Origin of the sequence: Rhodoferax fermentans (assembly GCF_002017865.1) — a bacterium.
Classification (GTDB): domain Bacteria; phylum Pseudomonadota; class Gammaproteobacteria; order Burkholderiales; family Burkholderiaceae_C; genus Rhodoferax; species Rhodoferax fermentans.
In genome coordinates this window covers 3,862,809-3,881,820 of sequence record NZ_MTJN01000002.1, presented here as the reverse complement: position 1 = coordinate 3,881,820, position 19,012 = coordinate 3,862,809, and the positions used below count along the sequence as shown (strand labels likewise).

General features: G+C 59.9%; 15 protein-coding genes. 5 read left to right on the top strand and 10 right to left on the bottom strand.

What is annotated here, in order from left to right:
* From RF819_RS18020 to RF819_RS17975, 10 genes are all read right to left on the bottom strand, one after another.
* Window positions 1-663, bottom strand: coding sequence for a protein-L-isoaspartate O-methyltransferase family protein (locus RF819_RS18020; protein WP_078366243.1), 663 nt, complete (start codon window positions 661-663; stop codon window positions 1-3).
* A gap of 82 nt (window positions 664-745) precedes the next feature.
* Window positions 746-3,931, bottom strand: a complete 3,186-nt coding sequence (locus RF819_RS18015; RefSeq protein WP_078366242.1) for an efflux RND transporter permease subunit — start codon at window positions 3,929-3,931, stop codon at window positions 746-748.
* The gene (locus RF819_RS18010) at window positions 3,932-5,074 is read right to left on the bottom strand and encodes an efflux RND transporter periplasmic adaptor subunit (RefSeq protein ID WP_078366241.1); all 1,143 of its coding nucleotides are present in this window, start codon (window positions 5,072-5,074) and stop codon (window positions 3,932-3,934) included.
* Between the two features lie 20 nt (window positions 5,075-5,094).
* Entirely contained in the window at window positions 5,095-5,784 is a 690-nt protein-coding gene (locus RF819_RS18005; RefSeq protein WP_078366240.1) for a TetR/AcrR family transcriptional regulator, read from the bottom strand.
* A 68-nt stretch (window positions 5,785-5,852) separates the two neighbouring features.
* On the bottom strand, window positions 5,853-6,683 hold the full coding sequence (locus RF819_RS18000; RefSeq protein ID WP_078366239.1) for an exodeoxyribonuclease III: 831 nt from the start codon (window positions 6,681-6,683) through the stop codon (window positions 5,853-5,855).
* Between the two features lie 77 nt (window positions 6,684-6,760).
* A complete protein-coding gene (locus RF819_RS17995) occupies window positions 6,761-7,255 on the bottom strand; it encodes a dihydrofolate reductase (protein ID WP_078366238.1) in 495 nt (164 codons plus the stop codon).
* A 62-nt stretch (window positions 7,256-7,317) separates the two neighbouring features.
* Window positions 7,318-8,499 carry an MFS transporter gene (locus RF819_RS17990; protein ID WP_158081310.1) on the bottom strand — a complete coding sequence of 394 codons (1,182 nt, stop codon included), beginning with the start codon at window positions 8,497-8,499 and terminating at the stop codon, window positions 7,318-7,320.
* Between the two features lie 11 nt (window positions 8,500-8,510).
* Complete coding sequence (locus RF819_RS17985) at window positions 8,511-9,344, bottom strand: thymidylate synthase (RefSeq protein WP_078366236.1); 834 nt, start codon at window positions 9,342-9,344, stop codon at window positions 8,511-8,513.
* Between the two features lie 30 nt (window positions 9,345-9,374).
* Window positions 9,375-10,808, bottom strand: coding sequence for an FAD-binding oxidoreductase (locus RF819_RS17980; RefSeq protein ID WP_078367044.1), 1,434 nt, complete (start codon window positions 10,806-10,808; stop codon window positions 9,375-9,377).
* The gene (locus RF819_RS17975) at window positions 10,789-11,217 is read right to left on the bottom strand and encodes a DUF2069 domain-containing protein (RefSeq protein WP_078366235.1); all 429 of its coding nucleotides are present in this window, start codon (window positions 11,215-11,217) and stop codon (window positions 10,789-10,791) included. Before RF819_RS17975 ends, RF819_RS17980 begins: the two co-directional genes overlap by 20 nt.
* A gap of 21 nt (window positions 11,218-11,238) precedes the next feature.
* On the opposite strand from RF819_RS17975, the gene RF819_RS17970 reads away from it, so the two are divergent.
* The 5 genes from RF819_RS17970 to aroC all read left to right on the top strand — a co-directional run bounded on the left by RF819_RS17970 (window position 11,239) and on the right by aroC (window position 18,938).
* Window positions 11,239-12,477 (top strand): YihY family inner membrane protein, encoded by a 1,239-nt coding sequence (locus tag RF819_RS17970; protein WP_078366234.1) that lies wholly within the window; start codon window positions 11,239-11,241, stop codon window positions 12,475-12,477.
* Between the two features lie 269 nt (window positions 12,478-12,746).
* Entirely contained in the window at window positions 12,747-16,214 is a 3,468-nt protein-coding gene (locus RF819_RS17965; protein WP_078366233.1) for a PPi-type phosphoenolpyruvate carboxykinase family protein, read from the top strand.
* Between the two features lie 239 nt (window positions 16,215-16,453).
* On the top strand, window positions 16,454-17,062 hold the full coding sequence (locus tag RF819_RS17960) for a porin family protein (protein WP_078366232.1): 609 nt from the start codon (window positions 16,454-16,456) through the stop codon (window positions 17,060-17,062).
* A gap of 265 nt (window positions 17,063-17,327) precedes the next feature.
* Entirely contained in the window at window positions 17,328-17,792 is a 465-nt protein-coding gene (locus RF819_RS17955) for a CBS domain-containing protein (protein WP_078367043.1), read from the top strand.
* Window positions 17,793-17,843: 51 nt separating this feature from the next.
* Entirely contained in the window at window positions 17,844-18,938 is a 1,095-nt protein-coding gene (gene aroC / locus RF819_RS17950; protein ID WP_078367042.1) for a chorismate synthase, read from the top strand.
* Window positions 18,939-19,012: the final 74 nt, after the last annotated feature.

Here is a 19,012-nt window from a genome sequence, read left to right as displayed (position 1 = left end):
TCAGAACCTGAAGCTGGGCGCCTGCGCAAAGTTCTGCAGGCGTGGGGCGTTGTCGTCCCATTTTTCGGTGCTTTGGAAGTTGCTGTCGCTGGTGCGGGTGATCACGGTGGCGTGCATGATGGGCTCCTGGCCCACGATCGCCACCAGGCGGCCACCCACCTTGAGCTGCTGCAACAGCGCCGGTGGCACTTCACTGACCGAGCCACCCAGCAGGATCACATCAAACGGGGCATCGGCGGCAGCGCCCTGGGCACCGTCGGCACAACGCACCTCGGCGTTGTGGATGCCAGCACGTTGCAGGTTGGCGCGGGCCAGGTCGGCGAGTTCGGGGTGGATTTCGAGCGAAATCACACGTTGCGCCTGTTTGGCCAGCAGTGCGGTGGTGAAGCCACTGCCGGTGCCAATCTCCAGCACCTTGTCGGTGGCCTGGACGGCGGCGTCTTGCAACAAGCGGGCTTGCTGGCGTGGTGCCAGCATGACCTGTTGACCCGGCAGCGGGATGGCCATGTCGGCAAACGCCATCGCTTTGTAAGAGCTTGGTACAAAGTCTTCACGTTTGACCACGGCCAGCAGCTCCAGCACGGCGCTGTCTGCCACGTCCCAGGGGCGGATCTGTTGCTCGATCATGTTGAAGCGCGCTTGCTCGACGTTGTGCAGGGTCATGTTGTGTACTCCGGGGGGTATGTTAGCAATGTTTTTTGATTTTAGCTGGCCTGGTGTTTGGCGCGGGTTGGGGCGGCTGTCTTTACAGTGTGCCGGGTGTGGTTTGACGCACCCCCGAGCGGCGGCCCAGCCAGCGCGCCAAGTCATCCATGTAGCAGTACATCACAGGCACCACCACCAGGGTCAGCAGCGACGAGGTGATGACACCCCCAATCACCGCCTGGCCCATGGGCGCGCGCATCTCAGAGCCTTCGGTCATGGCAAAAGCCAGCGGCACCATGCCAAAAATCATGGCCAGCGTGGTCATCAGGATCGGGCGCAGACGCACCCGGGCGGCCAGCAGAAGGGCCTCTACACGTGGCAGGCCGGGCAAGACCTGGCCGTCGTCCCCCAGCGTGGATTCACGCGCGCGAATCGCAAAGTCCACCAACAAAATCGCGTTTTTGGTGACCAAGCCCATCAGCATCACCACCCCGATCACCGAGAACATCGACAGCGTCGAGTTGAACAACATCAGCGCCAGCACCACACCGATCAGGGTCAGCGGCAGGGCGGTCATGAGTGCCAGAGGCTGGAAAAAACTCTTGAACTGGCTGGCCAGGATCATGTAGATGAAGATCACCGCGAGCACCAGCGCCGAGACCGCGTAGCCAAAGGCCTCGGCCATGTCCTTGGTGGAGCCGCTGAACTTGTAGCTGTAACCTGGAGGCATTGCAATGCTGTCCATCGCGGTTTTGATGTCCTTGGAGATTTCACCGGCCGAGCGGCCCGCCACATTGCCGGAGATGGCCACCTCGCGGGTCAGGTCGCGCCGGTTGATCTGGTTGGAACCGGTGGACTCGACCACGCTGGCAACCTGGTTCAGGCGCACCACGCGGGTGCTGCCGTCGCTGGTGCTGCTCAGGGCAAATGGCAGCTGGGCCAGGTCTGCGGGCTGGTTGCGCGCCTCGGGCGAGAGGCGCACGTTGACGTCATAGGTCTGGTCGTCGGGGGCGCGCCAGTTGCCCACGGTCTGCCCGGCCACCAGGGTGCGCAGGGCATTGCCAATCTGCGCCACGCTCAGGCCCAGGTCGGAGGCAGCGTCGCGGTGCACCTGCACGTCCAGCGTGGGTTTGTTGGGTTTGAGCGAGGAGTCCAGGTCCACCAGGCCGGGCACGTCGCGGATCTTGTCCTGCGCCAAGGTCGACAGGCGCGCCAGTTCCCCCATGTCGGGACCCTGGATCGAGAACGCAATCTGTTTTTGCCCGCCAATCGGGTCGAGCAGACCCACATGGGTGATGGTGATGCCCGGCACCTGGCGCAAACGCAGGCGCAGGATGTTGGACATCTCATCGAGGCTGCGCTGGCGCAGATGGCGGTCCACCAGGCGGATGTAGACATTGGCGTAGATCTTGCCCGCTGCATTGCCGGTGTTGATGGTGGCCAGGGTGTAGTTGACCTCGGGGAAAGAGCGCACGATGGCCTCCACCTGGCGCGCGCGCGATTCGGTGACTTCCAGCGAGGAACCCACCGGGGTGTTGAAGGTGACGCTGGTCTCCGAGAAGTCGGACTTGGGCACAAACTCGGTGCCCAGCAGCGGCACCATCGCGATGCTGATCACAAAAATCACCAGCGCCAGTGCCAGGGTGCCCAGTTTGTGCAGCAGGGCCCGGCGCAAAATCGCCTGGTAGATCTCTGCCAGGGTGTCGGTGGCCTGGTCAAACAGTGCGGTGACACGGCCCACGGTGCGGTCGTAGAACGAGACCGGCCGATGCCGCTTGCCGTGTGCCTCAATGCTCGGGTCGTGCCACAGGCTCGAGAGCATCGGATCCAACGTGAAGCTGACGAACATCGAGATCAGCACCGCGGCCACGATGGTCAGGCCAAACTCATGGAAAAACTTGCCGATGATGCCGCCCATGAAGCCAATCGGCAAAAACACCCCAACGATGGACAAGGTGGTGGCCAACACCGCCAGGCCAATTTCGTTGGTGCCGTCCATCGCGGCCTGATAGGGGCCTTTGCCCATCTGCACATGGCGCACGATGTTTTCGCGCACCACAATGGCATCGTCGATCAACAACCCCACACACAGGGAGAGCGCCATCATGGTGATCATGTTGATGGTGAAACCAAACAGGTTCATGAAGAAAAAGGTGCCAATCAGCGCAATCGGCAGCGTCAGACCGGTGATGATGGTGGAGCGCCAGGAGTTCAGAAACAGGAACACGATCAGCATGGTCAACCCGGCACCCTCGATCAGGGTCTGGCGCACATTGGCCACCGACACCCGGATCTGGCGCGAGTTGTCGGTGATCTGGGCCAGCTTGACACCCGGGGGCAGCTGGGTTTGCATCGTTTCCAGGGTTTTTTTCAGGTTGTCGACCACCGCAATGGTGTTTTCGTCCTGGGCTTTTTGCACATTGAGCAACAGCGTGCGTTGGCCGTTGTAGAGCGCCAGGCTCTCGATTTCCTGGGCACCGTCAGACACTTTGGCGACTTGATCCACTCGCACCGGCGCGCCGTTTTTGCGGGTGATGATGATGCGTCCGAAGTCTTCGGGGCGCTGCACCCGGGCGGCGATCTGGATCACCCGGTCCTGATCCAGGGAGCGGATGGTGCCGGCAGGGTAGTCCTGGTTTTCGCCGTTCACCGCGTTCACCACCTGGTCCGGGGTGATGCCGTACGCTTCCAGCGCCTGCGGGTTGAGGTAGATGTTGATCTCGCGTTTGCTGCCCCCCACCAGCGTGACCGAGCCAACGCCGCGCACGTTTTCCAGGCGTTTTTTGAACACCTGTTCGGCCCAGTTGGTGAGTTCCACCGGGCTCATGGCCTGAGCTTGGCCTGTGGTGTCCGGCAGCACCGCCACCGACCAGACCGCCCGGCTGGCCGGATCAAAACGCAGCACACGGGGTTCTTTGACCTCGGTGCGCAGCGAGGGGCGAACTGCGGCCACCTTTTCGCGCACATCGTCGGCGGCCTTGCGGCCATCCATGTGCAAACCAAATTCGATGATCACCACCGAGGTGCCCTCGTAGGAGCGCGAGGTCAGGGCGTTGATGCCGGCAATGGCGTTGACAGCTTCCTCGACCTTTTTGGTGACTTCACTTTCGACAATTTCAGGCGAGGCACCGGGGTAGTCGGTGCTGATCACCACCACCGGGAAGTCGATGTTGGGAAACTGGTCCACCTGCAGGCGCTGCATCGAAAACAGGCCCAGCACCACCAGCGCCAGCATCATCATGGTGGCAAACACCGGGTTGTTCAGGCTGACACGGGTGAACCACATTCAGACAGCCCCTTGGACCGGGGCGGCCAGCTTGACCTGGGTGCCTTCACGCAACACCCCCGCCGCACCCGAGATGACACGCATGCCCTCGGTGGCGCCCGTGAGGCTGACCAGCGTCTGGCCATCCACCTCGCTGCGTGGGCCCAGGGTCACGGCCACATGGCGCACCTGCTGGTTCTGGACAATCTGGATGTAGGGCTGGGGCTTGTCGGTGCGCACCGCGCTCAAAGGCACAGCCAGGCCGGTCATCGAGCCGATGGCCAGCGCACCCTGTGCAAACAGGCCATGGCGCAGTTCGGTGCCGGGGGCGATGGCCAGGTACACCAGCACCGCGCGGCTGCCCACCGAGGCGCTCGGGTTGATGCGCACCACCGTGGCGGATACGGGCTGCTGTAAGCCTTCGACGCGCAACTCCGCTTTTTGGCCGACCATGACCTGCAAGGCGTCCGCTGCGCTGAGTTCGGCCTGCATCTCCAGGCGGCTCAGGTCCACAATCTCGACCACCTTGGCATCCACCGCCAAGCGCTCACCGGGCTGGGCCAGGCGTTGGGACACCCAGCCGCCGATGGGGGCACGCAGCACCGTGTCGCTGAGGGTTTTGGCCGACACATCGGCCGCAGACTGGGCCGCAGCATAGGTGGCCTGGGCGTTGGCCAGATTGGCCTGGGATGAGACCAGGGCGGTGTTGGAGATAAAACCCTGGGCCACCAGGGCCTGGTTGTTCTCGTGCGTGCGTTGGGCAATATCCACCTGGGCCTTGGCCGCTTGTGCCTGCTGGCGGACCTGGCGCAAACGGGCGTCAGACTCGGTCGGGTCAATCTGACCCAGCACCTGGGCTGCCCGCACACGGTCACCCTCGCGCACCGTCAAGCCTTGCAACTCACCCGCCACACGGGCCTTGACCATGGCGGTGTTGACGGCGGTGATGGCACCGGAAATGGCCACAGACAGCGGCAGCTCGCGGCTGCTCAACGCGATCAGGTCACTGGGTGGCAGCTCAATCGACACCTGTGTTTTTTGCTCGGTTTGCAGCGCCTGCAGCGCAGCCTGTTTGTCCTTGCGGGCCGACAGTGTGCGCACTGTGCCGCCCGCCAAGACTGCTACCACCACACCGAGAAGGGTCCATTTGAGCCAGGGTTTCATGCGCTTGGGTGCTCCAGAATCTAAGACAAACCCGCACCCGGGGGGGCGCTGGTGGTGCTGAAACCACGCAACAACATGTCGAGTTGCATGGCCAGGTAGTGTTCGGGTTCGATCTGTGAGGCCGGGTCACAGCAGGTGCCCAGAGAGTGGGTCCAGGTGGTCAGAAACAGCAGCGGTGCCAGCACCATGTAGACCGCGTATTTGAGGTCCATCGGCCGGAATTCACCGCGGTCCACACCACGCTGCAAGACGCGGGCTATCAGGGCGCTGCCGGGCTGGATCACCTCCTGCTGGTAGAAGGCCGCCAGTTCCGGGAAGTTGCGCGCCTCGCTCATCATCAGTTTGGGGATGCCTGAGGCCTTGGTGGCGCCGATGCGTTCCCACCAGCAGTTCAGGCAATAACGCAGCATCTCCTGCGAGTTGCCCTCGAAATGTTCGATCTCTTCGCTCCACTGGGCAAAGCGTCCCGAAATGTGTTCACGCACCTCGGCCTTGAACAGCTCTTCCTTGCTGGAGAAATACAGGAACAGCGTGCCTTTGGACACACCTGCGAGGGTGGCCACTTCTTCGACCCGGGTGGCGGCAAAACCTTTGTCCACAAACAGATCGAGTGCGGCTGCCAGCAGTTCGCCGGGCCGCGCGTCCTTGCGGCGCAGGCGCCGGGTGTGGGTGTCAGTGGGAGGGGCTTCGGAGACGGGAGACAAGGGCATGAATTAATGACTGATCGGTTATTAATGTAGCCTTGGGTGTCACAGGTGTCAATCTCAGGCGCTGATGCTCAGGGTGTGTCCAGGCTGAGCACCACCGGGGCGTGGTCGCTGGGGCGCTCGTTCTTGCGGGGCGTCTTGTCGATCTGGCAGGCACTGACCAGCGGTTTGAGCGCACGGCTGACCAGGATGTGGTCGATGCGCAGGCCGCGGTTGCGCCTGAACGCCATGTCACGGTAGTCCCACCAGGAGTAACTTTTGGCTGGCTGGGGAAACAATCGGTGGGCGTCACTCAGGCCCAGCGCCACCAGCGCTTGCAGGTGGTAACGCTCTTCGTCGGTGCAGTGGATCTGGTCGCGCATGCCCTCGGGGTCCCAGACGTCGGCATCGTCAAAGGTGATGTTGAAGTCACCCATCAGCACCAGGTTCGGGTGGGTCAACAGCTCTTGGCGTAACCACGCGCGCAAGCCGTCGAGCCAGGCCATCTTGTATTCAAACTTGTCGCTGCCGGGTTCCTGGCCATTCGGAAAATAAGCCCCAATAACCCTCAAGCCCTTATTGGATAAGGGTAGGGTGCTCTCATTTGTGGAATTTTCCACGGGCGTCTCACCCAGTGGGAAGCTGCCACTGATGACGCGTGCCATGTCGTCGTCAAACCCCGGGATGTTTTTCACCACATCGAGCGCAGGCGTGCGCGAGATCAGCGCCACACCGTTATAGGTTTTCTGGCCAAAACACTGGGCGGTGTACCCGGCCTGGGCAAAAGCCTCATGCGGAAACTTGTCGTCCGTCAGCTTGAGCTCTTGCAGGGCCAGCACGTCGACCGGGTTGGCCTGTAACCAGTCCAGCACTTGGGGCAGGCGCACGGTGAGTGAGTTGACGTTCCAGGTGGCGAGTTTCATAGGTCAGAGGGCTCTAGCCCTTGTTCATGCTGCTTTTGTTGCTATTGCTGTTGTAGTGGTCGGAAGCTTGGTCGCGCTCATTCTCCCGTTTGGCACGTGTAGGTGACAAAGCTGTAGGCCAGCCCATTGCTGGCGGTGTGTGATTCTCGGGCCGTCTCAGACCACTCCGGTCCAAAGCGGGGTGCAAAAGCATCCCCTTCAAAGGCCGCATCAATCTCGGTGACCACGGCCTGTGTGGCCAATGGCAGAGCCTGGGCATAGACCTCGGCACCACCAATCACCCAGGCGGTGCTGTCGGGCGGGCACAGATCACAGGCTTGGCGGATGCTGTGTGCCACCAAGGCACCTTCTGCTTGCCAATCGGTTTGGCGGGTCACCACCACGTTGAGCCGACCCGGCAGCGGGCGGAACTTGGGCGGCAAGGAGTCCCAGGTTTTGCGGCCCATGATCACCGGGCAGCCCAGGGTGCTGCGTTTGAAATGCGCCATGTCCTCGGGTAGGTGCCAGGGCAGGGTGTTGTTGTGGCCAATCACACCGTTGCTGGCGCGGGCAAAAATGAGTTTGAGTTGCATCAGAGAAAGCTCCGGGGGTTAGGCGTCCGCAAGGCTGAATTGTCACCTTGTACTGCGCACCTTCAAGTCAGCTGGTTGAGCCGTTCGGTCACCCATAACAAGGCCAGCAACACCAGGATCAGCGCTGGCATCACCATCGGTAGCCCGGCATACGCCGCCAACAAACCACAGGCGGCGGGTACGCCGGCGCTGCCCACATAGGACAAACCAACTTGGCGCCCGATGACCTTGGCCGTCAGCTCGGCGGGAAAGCGTTGCGCGGTCTCATGCATCATCGACGGGTACACAGGCGCGCAGCCCAGCCCCATCATCACCAGACCCGCCAGCGACAGGGGGGCGGGTAGGCTGGGAATGGCAAACACCACCGCACCCAGTGTGGCCGTGAGCAGCCCCAAGCGGATCAGCCGCCGATTGCCCAGCCGGTTGGCCACCAGACCCACCGCAAAGCGCCCGGCCGTGATCGAACCAAAGAAAAATGACACCCACAAGCCCGCAGTCGCCGGGCTGGTGCCACGGCTGTTGACCAGAATACTGGCGGCCCACAAGCCGGTGCCCGCTTCAGCGGCCACATAGAGCAAAAAGCCCAGCGGCGCCAGCCAGGTGGCGGCCATCGACACCGGTTTGATGCGCGCCTGTTGTGCTTCGTTGTGCACTTCGGCCGGTGGTTTGGCGTTTTCACGCTGCCATAAAGACAGCGACAGCAGCAGGATGACTGCCAGGGCCAGCTGCATCGTCGCCAGCGTCTGGTAACCACCTTGCCAGCCTTGTGTCGCCAGGGTGGCGCCCATGATCAGCGGCCCCAAGGTGGCGCCAATGCCCCAGCAGCCATGTAACCAGTTCATGTGGCGCGAGGAATAGTGCGCCGCCACAAAGTGGTTGAGCCCGGCGTCCACCGCGCCCGCACCCAAGCCCAGCGGTACTGAGAGTGCCAGCAACCAGCCCATCGACGGTGCCAGCGAAAAACCCAGCAGCGCCAGCCCGGTCAGGAAGCCGCTGATCATCACCACCGGCCCGGTGCCGAGCTTTTGGAGCACATAGCCGCTGACCACGGTGCTCAGGCCCGAACAGGCGGTCAAGGTGATGGTGAGTAAACCCACGGCGGCCAGCGGTTGGTTCAGATCCTGCCGCATCGCTGTCCAGGCCACGCCCAGCACACCGTCGGGCAGGCCCAGGCTGATGAAGGCCAGGTAGATGATGGTCAGCAGGGCCAGGTGCACCAGCGGCACCTTCTTGTTCAAAGACACCTTGGCAGCTTTCAAACAGCGACCGGTGCCTTGATGGCCGGGTGGCTTTGGTAGCCTTGCACCTCAAAGTCCTCAAACTGGTAATCAAAAATGCTAGCAGGTCGGCGTTTGATCACAAGGGCTGGATAGGCAAAAGGCGCACGACTGAGCTGCAGCGCCACCTGCTCCTGGTGGTTGCTGTAGATGTGGCAGTCGCCACCGGTCCAGATGAAGTCACCCACATCCAGGTCACACTGCTGCGCCACCATGTGGGTCAGCAGCGCATAACTGGCGATGTTGAAGGGCACGCCCAGAAAGATGTCGGCGCTGCGCTGGTAGAGCTGGCAACTGAGTTTGCCGCGCCCGCCTGGTGTGGTGGGCGGCGCTACATAAAACTGGAAGAAGGCGTGACACGGCATCAACGCCATCTTGTCCAGGTCGGCCACATTCCAGGCGCTCACGATGATGCGGCGGCTGTCGGGGTTGCTTTTGAGGGTGTTGATCACCTGCTGGATCTGGTCAATGTGACCGCCATCCGGCGTGGGCCAGCTGCGCCATTGCACACCGTAGACCGGGCCCAGGTCGCCATCGGCGCGGGCCCATTCGTCCCAGATGGTGCAGCCGTTGTCTTGTAACCATTTGACATTGCTGTCACCGCGCAGGAACCAGAGCAATTCCACAATGATGGCGCGCAGGAACACCTTTTTGGTGGTCACCAGCGGAAAGCCTTCGTTCAAATCAAAACGCATCTGGTAACCAAACACGCTGGTGGTGCCGGTGCCGGTGCGGTCGGCCTTGAACACACCCTGGGTGTGGACGTGGCGCAGGAAATCTTCGTATTGGGAGCGGATGGGGGCAGAGGTCATAGGGGGGATTTTCCTACAAACCCCGTCCCCTCAAACGGACAGCACCCGCCCCGGGTTCATCAGGTTATGCGGGTCCAGCGCCCGCTTGATCGAACGCATCATGGTAAGTGCCACCGGTGACTTGTAGTGCACCAGCTGGTGCAGCTTGAGGCTGCCGATGCCGTGTTCGGCGGAAATCGAGCCGCCAAAGTAGGTTACCGCATCAAACACCAGGCTGTTCACCTTGGGCTCGTGCTCGCGCAAAAAGGCGGCTGCATCGACACCCTCCGGGGCCTGAACGTTGTAGTGCAGGTTGCCGTCACCCAGGTGGCCGAAGTTGACCAGACGCACGCCCGGTATGGCTTGCGCCAGCGCCGCGTCGGTGCTCTGGACAAAGGCGGGAATGTTGGAGATCGGCAGCGAGATGTCGTGTTTGATGTTGAGCCCCTCTTGGGACTGCGCTAGCGAAATGCTTTCGCGCACCTGCCACAAGGCCTTGGCCTGGCTCAGGTTTTCGGCCACCACCGCGTCGGTGACACAACCATCGGTCAAGGCGGCTTCCAGCAGACCTTCAAATTGCAAGCGTGCGTGGGCCTCGGACTCGTGGTCGGAGTTTTCCAGCAGCACACAAAACGGCCCGTCTAGCCACAGTGGCACGCGCAACTGTTTGAAATGTTTGTCCACCAGGCGCAGGGCAAACTGCCCCATCACCTCAAAACCGGTCAAGCCCGCGCCCAGATGGCGATGCGCCAGGCCCAGCAGCGTCACGGCGGCCTGCATCGATGGCACAACCGCCCAGGCGGTGAGCTGGGCCGCGGGCAGTGGGTAGAGCTTCATCGTGGCAGCGGTGATGATGCCCAGCGTGCCTTCGGAGCCAATGAACAGGTGGCGCAGGTCGTAACCTGTGTTGTCCTTGCGCAGGCCACTCAAGCCGTTCCAGACCTCACCTTGTGCAGTCACCACTTCGAGACCCAGGCACAACTCTCGGGTATTGCCAAAACGCAGCACCTGGGTGCCACCGGCGTTGCTGCCCAGGTTGCCACCCAGGGTGCAGGAGCCTTCAGCGGCCAGACTCAGGGGAAACAGATAACCGGCGTTGAGAGCGTGTTCCTGCACGGCTTGCAGCACACAACCGGCTTCGGCGGTGAGGGTTTGGTTGGCCGCATCCAGTGCGCGCACCTGGTTCAAACGCTGCAGGCTCAGCACAATTTGCCGACCCGACTCATCCGGCGTGGCACCCACCACCAGCGAGGTGTTGCCGCCCTGCGGCACGATGCTTAAGTGTTGATCCGGGTGCTGGGCCCGGTGTCGGGCGCAGGCCTGGACCACTGCGGCCACCTCGGCCGTGTTGCCCGGGAGCACCACCGCCAGGGCCTTGCCTCGGGCACGTTTGCGCCAGTCCTGCTCCCAGGCGCTTAAATTCTCCTCGCTGAGCACATGGGTCTCGCCGACGAGGCTGCGGAGTTCACTCAGCAGGTTTTGCATGGCTTGCCGCTTCCAATTGGGCCTTCTTGACATCGCGAAAACGCCAGCGGATGTGCATTGCGCTGGCCGCAAACAGGGACAGACACAGCGCAATCTCGACCATGGCCAGGTAATTGCTCGGCGGCCTGTCACTGTAGGCGCGCACCACGCCTTCGGTGAAATAGAGCCAGACCATCAGCGTGACCCAGCGGTGGGTGTACATGCGGTTCTTGAGCAGCCCGATCAGTGGCAGGCACAGCGGCAGCACCTTGAGCGCCAGCAGCGAGCCGCCCGGGCGCACCGGCGCCAGCACCAGCTCCCAGGCCAGGCCGAGCACGATCAGCCCGAGCAGGCTGCCCACCGACAGCAAACGGGTCAGGGCGACGGAAGACGAGGGCGGGGTGGGAGGGGGGGGGTTCTGGGTGTGCATCGGGATGGCATCATAGCGGCCATGACCGACCTGACCCAAGCCGCCTTTGACGGGCGCCAGCGCCTGCAAGCCCTGATCCACCAGCTGCGCCACTTTCCCTGGAAAAACACTGCCCACACCTTGCGTGAGCGCTTTCGCGAGGACCGCCTGGGCATCACGGCCAGCAGCCTGACCTTCACCACCACCATCGCGCTGGTGCCGCTGTTCACCGTGGTGTTGGCGGTGTTCACCGCGTTTCCGATGTTTGCCAAGTTCCAGCTGGTGCTGCAGCAGTGGCTGATCGAGAGCCTGATCCCCGACAGCATCGCACGCCAGGTGCTGGGTTATTTGACGCAGTTTGCCGGCAAGGCCAGCCGCCTCGGGGGTGTGGGGCTGGGCATTCTGTTCTTGACCGCGCTGGCCTTGATTTTGACGATTGACCGCACCTTGAACGGCATCTGGCGGGTGCGCCAACCGCGACCACTGGGCCAGCGCGTGATGGTCTATTGGGCGCTGATGACCTTGGGCCCGCTGCTGCTGGCCCTGAGCTTGAGCCTGACGTCTTACGCCCTGTCGACCTCCAAAGGGGTGGTGGGTGCGCTGCCGGGGGGGCTGCAGTTTTTGCTGGATGGCTTGCAGTTTGTGTTGCTGGCCTGGGGCATGGCCGCGCTCTACCATTTTGTGCCCAACACCCATGTGCGCTGGTCACACGCCTGGGCCGGTGGCCTGTTTGTGTCGGCGGCGTTTGAACTGGCCAAGCGGGTGCTGGTCTTGTACCTGGCCAAGGTGCCGACCTATTCGGTGCTGTATGGCGCTTTTGCCACGGTGCCCATCCTGCTGGTGTGGCTGTATGTGGCCTGGGTGATTGTGCTGATGGGCGCGGTGATTGCCGCGTATTTGCCCAGCCTGCTGACCGGGGTGCAGCGCCGTGCGCGCGCCCATGGCTGGCAGTTTTTGCTGGCGCTGGAGACGCTGCAGCAGTTGGAGCGGGTGCGCCAGCGTCCGGACAAGGGCCTGAGCCTGGAGCACCTCAGCGCCTTGTTGCGGGTGGACCAATTGCAGCTCGAGCCGGTGGTGGAGGCCCTGCAGGCGCTGGACTGGATCGGCCAACTGGCCGAGGAGCGCTCAGACGCGAGCGCCCGGCTGGTGCTGCTGGCCGATCCCGACACCACCTTGCTGGCGCCGCTGCTGGATGGGCTGCTGCTCAAACAGGAGCCCAGCACCCATAATTTATGGGAAAACGGCCTCTGGCCCTCACTCAGTATGCGTAGCGCGCTATAAAAAAAGAAATTGTCGCTGGTGCTGAATGGCGCGATGTATGGCGGCGCAGCACGGTCAATAAGCTGTTATCGTGCAGTTGGCGAAAATTGAACCGGTGTTTCAAAAATCTCCGCCACATTGAGCTATGTCATGTGGTAGCAGTTGGAACGCCGCACAATGCTTGTCAGCCGTACAAGGGTCGCTTCGAGCCATCCCTCAGCAGGACGAGATCGCACAGCCCAAAACGGTGACTTTTTTAAATAGTGTCAAAAACTCATGTTGGAAAGCAGATGAACAAACAAGCTAATCTACAAAGCAAAAAAGATACGGTTCAATACATCAATCTTCAATTAGCCTCTTTAGGTCAGCCTCTGTTTCATGACCATGAAGATGACGGCACCAAGTTTTGCAATCCAGAGTTTGAGGCGCTGACCAACGGCTTGATCAAGGGCTTTAAGGAAAAATCCCGACTGCTGGCGCAATGCCTGTCTCCTGCCGATCAACGTATACAGAATTTCATTGACAGCTACTTGCAGGGTGTGGACTTTGACAAGTCATTGGCTTTGCCCAATGACACCTTGGTGTTGACCCAGGCCGGCCATGCGCGCGAGCTCAGCCTGCCACCCAATGGGGACAGTTTCATCAGTGAAGACATCATCACCTACAGAATCAAGCAAGGTATTCTGAACAACCCCAGCAACGACAAACGGACAACGGTCAATACCTTTCATATTGTCGAAGGTGATTTGCCTGCACCTTTGGATAAAAAAGAAGTTCCCAAAATCACGTTTGCGCATTTTTTGCATGCGGCTTTCCATCCCTCGGATGAACTGAAAATTTTGCCGTTCACCGCCAACCAGGCAGACAAAGCCAAGGTGTTGGTGTCCTTGTTGTTGCGGCCCATGGTGTGTCCGGAAGTCAAAGGTGTGATTGCCAGGAAAAGCATGGAAGTGCGCTTCTTCACACCCGGCAGTCTGGTCAGCAATCTGGACTTTGTGGAGTCCATTTTTGGCAATGCCGGTGACCCTTACCTGGCACAAAATGACGCTGGCCTGGATACCGCGCATTGGACCGGGCATACAGGATGTGTCATTTTGGCGCCCCAGTTGAGGAAACTCAGAAAGAAAGAGGTTGGCTTGCCACATTGGGAGCAGGCCACAGACCGCCAACGGCATGAAGGCATGTGCTGGAAGTCAGAGGACGAGATTTACAACGACGGCGGCGCGTTCAAGGTCACCTGCCGGGACGACCGTGGTGTGGTGGTCACCATCATTGCTGACAATTATTTTGGGTATTCCAAGAAAGAAATCAAAACCCAGATCAGCTACGCGGCCAACTTGTATGGCCTGGTGGAGGAAGAACATTCCGGCGGTGCCATTGCTTACCCGAAAGGTGTCATGGGTGACATCGTGGATGGCAGCGGGTTCTCAAAAAAATTCGGCAATGTGTATTCTTTTGAAGAGGCGAAATCACTTCTGGGCGAGCGTATCGAGGTGAAGTCGGGCAACTATGCGGTCGACAAAAAATACCCCAACCTGATATACATCCCCGAAAACGCCTACATCAACACCAACACAAACAGCATCACCTGGATGTATGAGGGGCTTGAACAGAAGCTGGTGTTGTCGCCGAATAAAACCTATGTCCACCCAACGGGTAACAAGTTCAGGTTAGAAAAACACAAGGCCATTGCCTTGTGGCGCATTGTGAATACCTCTCCTGAAGGGGTTTTCTGCCATAAGCCCTGTACGGTGTCGGGTGGTGGCAAATCCGAGATATCGAAGTCCATGTTGAACGCGATCACGTACAGCGAGTTCAACATCATCGACATTGACGAGGATTTCAAGAAGGCAGATGAAATCATCGAATACGATTATTCAAAACGCTGGAAAAATTACGACCCCAGCTTGCCGCCCTCAGAATCTTTCCTCAGTCCGAAGAGAACATTGGGCGCTGCTGTGCGCTTGTTGCAGCCATTGGATGTGTATACCGACGAGTACAACAACTTTGTCAGAAACATCCCGGTTCATATCCGCTCGCTGGTGCTGTTTGTCAAACGCCTGTACCGTCAGGATGGCAACAACCTGAACTGGAAAGAGTGCATGTCCGTTGATGTGATCAATGGCAAAAATGGCACCGGTCTCAAATACTTTACCAATCCGGTGGTGGGGAGTTATGTCCGGATCGGCTTCAGCCAAAAAGGCAATTGGCTGTTGAACAAATTGCGCTCCGACTTTTCTGCCAGCGAAAAAATCCAGATGGAAGATGACATCTCGGCTTCCATCACGCTGCCCCGGAGCCAATTCAAGAAGCTCAATCCCGAGTACACCAACCGAAGCCTCAAAGTGGTGGCCAACTGTGAAAGTTACCTGTTTCAGCGGCCTGACGAAGCCATTGTGAGGGGGTATGACAAAGGTGCTGAACGCGACATTGTGTCGAACAACACCTTCCTGACCAATTTTGAGCTCTTGAGAAAACAGGATGCGATCGACATTTACGAAGACACCGTCAACTTCGACAAATACACCCAGCCTGTCAAAGACCTGATATTGGACATTGTCAACAGCCCAAATGATGAGGAATACTTTTGCCTGCCATCCCACACGCGCATTGTGGATGGCAAACCAACAAAAAATCCGCGTTATCTGGAGCGCAATATCTTCATCCAGGAAACAGAAGCCAGTTATCTGGGCGAGATCGGCACACGTCTCTACCGGAAAATGAAATCCGATGATCCTTTTATTCCTGTTGTCAATGCTGTCTTGCCGGGACGCAGAAACAATCCGGTGGACAAGAAGGCGGGTATTCGTCCGCTGGCGGTTTACAACCCCATCCATTACCAGGAAGCCCCTGAACTGTTCATGGACTTTATTTGCAGCCTGACAGGCAAGTCACCTTCGACCACTGGAGCGGGTTCTGAGGGCGCCTTGACAAAGGGGCCGTTCAATATGTTGACGCCCACCACCGACCTCAACAATGCCTTGTTGTCGCATATCCTGACGGACGCCAATGCCTTCAGTACCGCTGCAGGTTATGTGGGCGCGCAAAACAGGGTTGATCACGATATCAGTTTGTTGATTCCCGAAATCTGGGCGCGCTTGGCAGAAAGTGACCGCGATCCCAAAAACCTCATTCAAAACGGCTGTCTTGAGAAGATCGATGATTTTGAGTACCAGGGCAAAAAGGTATTGGCCAGTCGTCTGGGTTACAGGATCACCGAGCGCTTCTCTTTGATGTGCCTGAACAGATTGTTCGATGAGCCACAAGCTGTTTTCAACGAAAAAATGTTGAAACCAGAGCTGCAAGGTCTGGAAGACTATGTGGATGGCATCAACAACATTGTGGAGGCCCAGCAAAAAGTCGCCCTGAGTTATTTCGAGGATGGCAGCATCGAGGCCGCCATACCCCCCCTGAAAGTCTTGCTGCATGTGATGGCCTATGGGCATTTTGAGGGCCAGGACATCAGCGACCCCGAACTGCGCAAACTGTTTGACCGGCAAGCTGTTGTTGACAGCGACTGGTACAAGGCGCGTTTGGTCTTGAAACAGGACAAAGACATCGCGTTTTACACACAACAGATGGCCTACCTGAAGGACTTCATGGCTGACCCCAAGAACGCGCAGCTGGTGGAAGAAATGAAGATTCGGGCGCAGCTGGACGATGCCAAGGACATGCTCGCTACCGTCAGCTCCAAGGCGTATCTGGAGAGCCTGGTGGGCACCATCGGTTGTGATCCTTTGTACCGACGTGTGAGTTGAGCGGCCGCCAGGCCGGGCATGGATGGCGAATAGGCTTGTAGCCCTTATCTCCTCTGCGCCATGTGCTATCAAAGTTGAGATGTCTGGCGCGGTGTGTTATTACCCGTCTGTGTGTGCAAGCGAACAGACCCCGCGTTGTTGGCTGGCTAAGCTTGACCAACGTTTACAGACAAGCCTTGTTTGTGACGCCAGCGCCCTGGTATTGAGCCAGGGTGTCCACGTAACGCAAAGGACCTCTCATGCACAAAACTCTCCGTCTCACCGCCGGCCTGCTGGCTGTTGCCGCCTCTTTCACCCTGGTTGGTGTGGCGCAAGCCCAAAGCACCAGCAACAACACCAACGCCGCACCGTATTACCGCGCGGGTGGCAGCTACTTTGACTTCAATGCCGGCAAGTCCGACTACTCGCTCAGTGATGGTGTTGGCATCTGGGACAAAGACGACAGCGACAACGCCTACAGCGCCCACATCGGCAGCTATTTCAATGAGAACGTGGGTATGGAGCTGGGTTACACCGACTTCGGCCAAATCAGCCGCGCAGGTGGCAGCACCAAGGCCCGGGGCATCAGCCTGAGCCTGGTGGGCAAGTTCCCGGTGTCGCCGTCGTTTAACCTGCTGGGCAAGATCGGTACCACCTACAGTGACACCGACACCTCGGCCAACGGGTTCTCAGGTATTCAGACCGGTTCTGAACATGGCTTTGGTGTGAACTATGGCGTGGGCGCGGAATACGCCTTCACGCCCAAGTGGTCGATCTTGCTGCAATACGAATCCCATGACCTCAAGTTCGCGGGTGACAACAAGGAACGTGTGGACGTGACCTCTCTGGGTGTGCGTTACAGCTACTGATCACGCCCTGGCCGGGTGAATTGACACCCGGTTGACACAGCCCTTCGTGGCTGCGGCGCTTGGCGCATCGGATGGGGCCCCACGGGCCAGTCGGTGCGACAGGCGCTTTTTTTTGTGCCCGCCACCTGGCGACCACCGGGCCCGAGCCTGCGTGTGATCTGGGGCCAGGTCCGGCAGGTGCAGCGCCGGGGGGCTTGAATCTGGCGGGTTTGCCATTAAGATGGCGCGCTGGTCATCCATCAACCTTTATGAGAGCAGAAACACCATGAAAGTCGCCGACATCCTGCGTATCAAAGGCAACACCTTGTACACGGTGTCACCGTCCGAGCCGCTGATCCAGGCGCTGGCGCTGATGGCGGAGCGTGACATCGGTTCGCTGGTGGTGATGGAACATGGTGACCTGGTGGGCATGCTCACCGTGCGTGAACTCACCCAGATCCTGGTCAAGACCGGTGGCAGCATTGGCACCACCATCGTGCGCACCGCGATGGACGACGCACCGCTGACCTGCACCACCCAGACCGACATGGACGAGGTGCGCCGCATGATGCTGGATCGCCACGCGCGCTACATGCCGGTGATGGACAACCACATGCTCATGGGGGTGATCAGCTTCCACGATGTGGCCCGCGCCGTGGTCGACAGCCAGAACTTCGAGAACAAGATGCTCAAGGCCTACATCCACGACTGGCCCGAAGGTGAAAACCCGGACGACGGCCCCAAGCTGTAGTTTTCTGGCGCTTGGCGCGCCCGGCCCGGCCGCTCTGGGATAATGCCGCCCATGAGCGGTAACACTTTCGGACAACTTTTCGCAGTCACCAACTTTGGTGAATCCCACGGCCCGGCCATTGGCTGTGTGATTGACGGCTGCCCGCCCGGTTTGGCCCTGAGTGAGGCCGACATCCAGCCCGACCTGGACCGGCGTCGCCCCGGCACCAGCCAATTTGTCACCCAGCGCAACGAGCCCGACACGGTCGAAATCCTGTCTGGCGTGTTTGAAGGCAAAACCACCGGCACACCAATCTGCCTGCTGATCAAAAACACCGACCAGCGCAGCAAGGACTACGGCAACATCGTTCAGACCTTTCGCCCCGGCCATGCCGACTACGCTTATTTCCAGAAATACGGCATCCGCGACCCGCGTGGTGGTGGCCGCAGCAGCGCGCGCCTGACGGCACCGATGGTGGCCGCCGGCGCGGTGGCCAAGAAGTGGCTGGCTGAGAAATACGGCACCACGTTCCGCGGTTGCATGACTCAGGTGGGTGAATTGCCAATCGCCTTCGAGTCCTGGGAGTTTGTGTCCAAGAATCCGTTTTTTGCCCCGGTGGCCGATGTCTCCGCACTGGAAGACTACATGGCGGCCTTGCGCAAGCGGGGTGACTCCTGCGGCGCCAGGTTGCGAGTGAGTGCCTCGAACGTGCCGGTTGGCCTGGGCGAGCCGCTGTTTGACAAGATGGATGCCGACATTGCTTACGCCATGATGGGCATCAACGCGGTCAAAGGTGTGGAGATTGGCGCTGGTTTTGCGAGTGTGGCCCAGTTGGGTAGCAGCCATGGTGATTCACTTTCACCCGCTGGTTTTAAAGGCAACAACGCCGGTGGCACCCTGGGTGGCATCAGCAGCGGGCAGGACCTGGAGGTCTCGGTGGCGATCAAACCCACCAGCTCGATCCTGACGCCCCGCGAGTCCATTGACACCACCGGGCAAAGCACAGAAGTGATCACCAAAGGGCGTCACGACCCCTGTGTGGGCATTCGTGCCACACCGATACTCGAATCCATGCTGGCCCTGGTGGTGATGGACCACGCACTGCGCCACCGCGCCCAGTGTGGTGACGTGGTGCACAGCCTGTCGCCGATTGCCGCACAGGCTTGACTCGCGGGGCGGCCACCTCGTCTGGCGCTGAACTATTGATGACAAATTGGGCTCTGGCCTTTATTCTTGTTGGG

What these genes read in the sequence shown, in the direction of transcription:
- RF819_RS18005 (WP_078366240.1), bottom strand. Translation starts at nt 5,784, where the DNA reads ATGCCCTTGTCTCCCGTCTCCGAAGCCCCTCCCACTGACACCCACACC.
- RF819_RS17970 (WP_078366234.1), top strand. Translation starts at nt 11,239, where the DNA reads ATGACCGACCTGACCCAAGCCGCCTTTGACGGGCGCCAGCGCCTGCAA.
- RF819_RS17955 (WP_078367043.1), top strand. Translation starts at nt 17,328, where the DNA reads ATGAAAGTCGCCGACATCCTGCGTATCAAAGGCAACACCTTGTACACG.
- RF819_RS17960 (WP_078366232.1), top strand. Translation starts at nt 16,454, where the DNA reads ATGCACAAAACTCTCCGTCTCACCGCCGGCCTGCTGGCTGTTGCCGCC.
- RF819_RS17985 (WP_078366236.1), bottom strand. Translation starts at nt 9,344, where the DNA reads ATGACCTCTGCCCCCATCCGCTCCCAATACGAAGATTTCCTGCGCCAC.
- aroC (WP_078367042.1), top strand. Translation starts at nt 17,844, where the DNA reads ATGAGCGGTAACACTTTCGGACAACTTTTCGCAGTCACCAACTTTGGT.
- RF819_RS17965 (WP_078366233.1), top strand. Translation starts at nt 12,747, where the DNA reads ATGAACAAACAAGCTAATCTACAAAGCAAAAAAGATACGGTTCAATAC.
- RF819_RS17980 (WP_078367044.1), bottom strand. Translation starts at nt 10,808, where the DNA reads ATGCAAAACCTGCTGAGTGAACTCCGCAGCCTCGTCGGCGAGACCCAT.
- RF819_RS18020 (WP_078366243.1), bottom strand. Translation starts at nt 663, where the DNA reads ATGACCCTGCACAACGTCGAGCAAGCGCGCTTCAACATGATCGAGCAA.
- RF819_RS17975 (WP_078366235.1), bottom strand. Translation starts at nt 11,217, where the DNA reads ATGCACACCCAGAACCCCCCCCCTCCCACCCCGCCCTCGTCTTCCGTC.
- RF819_RS18010 (WP_078366241.1), bottom strand. Translation starts at nt 5,074, where the DNA reads ATGAAACCCTGGCTCAAATGGACCCTTCTCGGTGTGGTGGTAGCAGTC.
- RF819_RS18000 (WP_078366239.1), bottom strand. Translation starts at nt 6,683, where the DNA reads ATGAAACTCGCCACCTGGAACGTCAACTCACTCACCGTGCGCCTGCCC.
- RF819_RS18015 (WP_078366242.1), bottom strand. Translation starts at nt 3,931, where the DNA reads ATGTGGTTCACCCGTGTCAGCCTGAACAACCCGGTGTTTGCCACCATG.
- RF819_RS17995 (WP_078366238.1), bottom strand. Translation starts at nt 7,255, where the DNA reads ATGCAACTCAAACTCATTTTTGCCCGCGCCAGCAACGGTGTGATTGGC.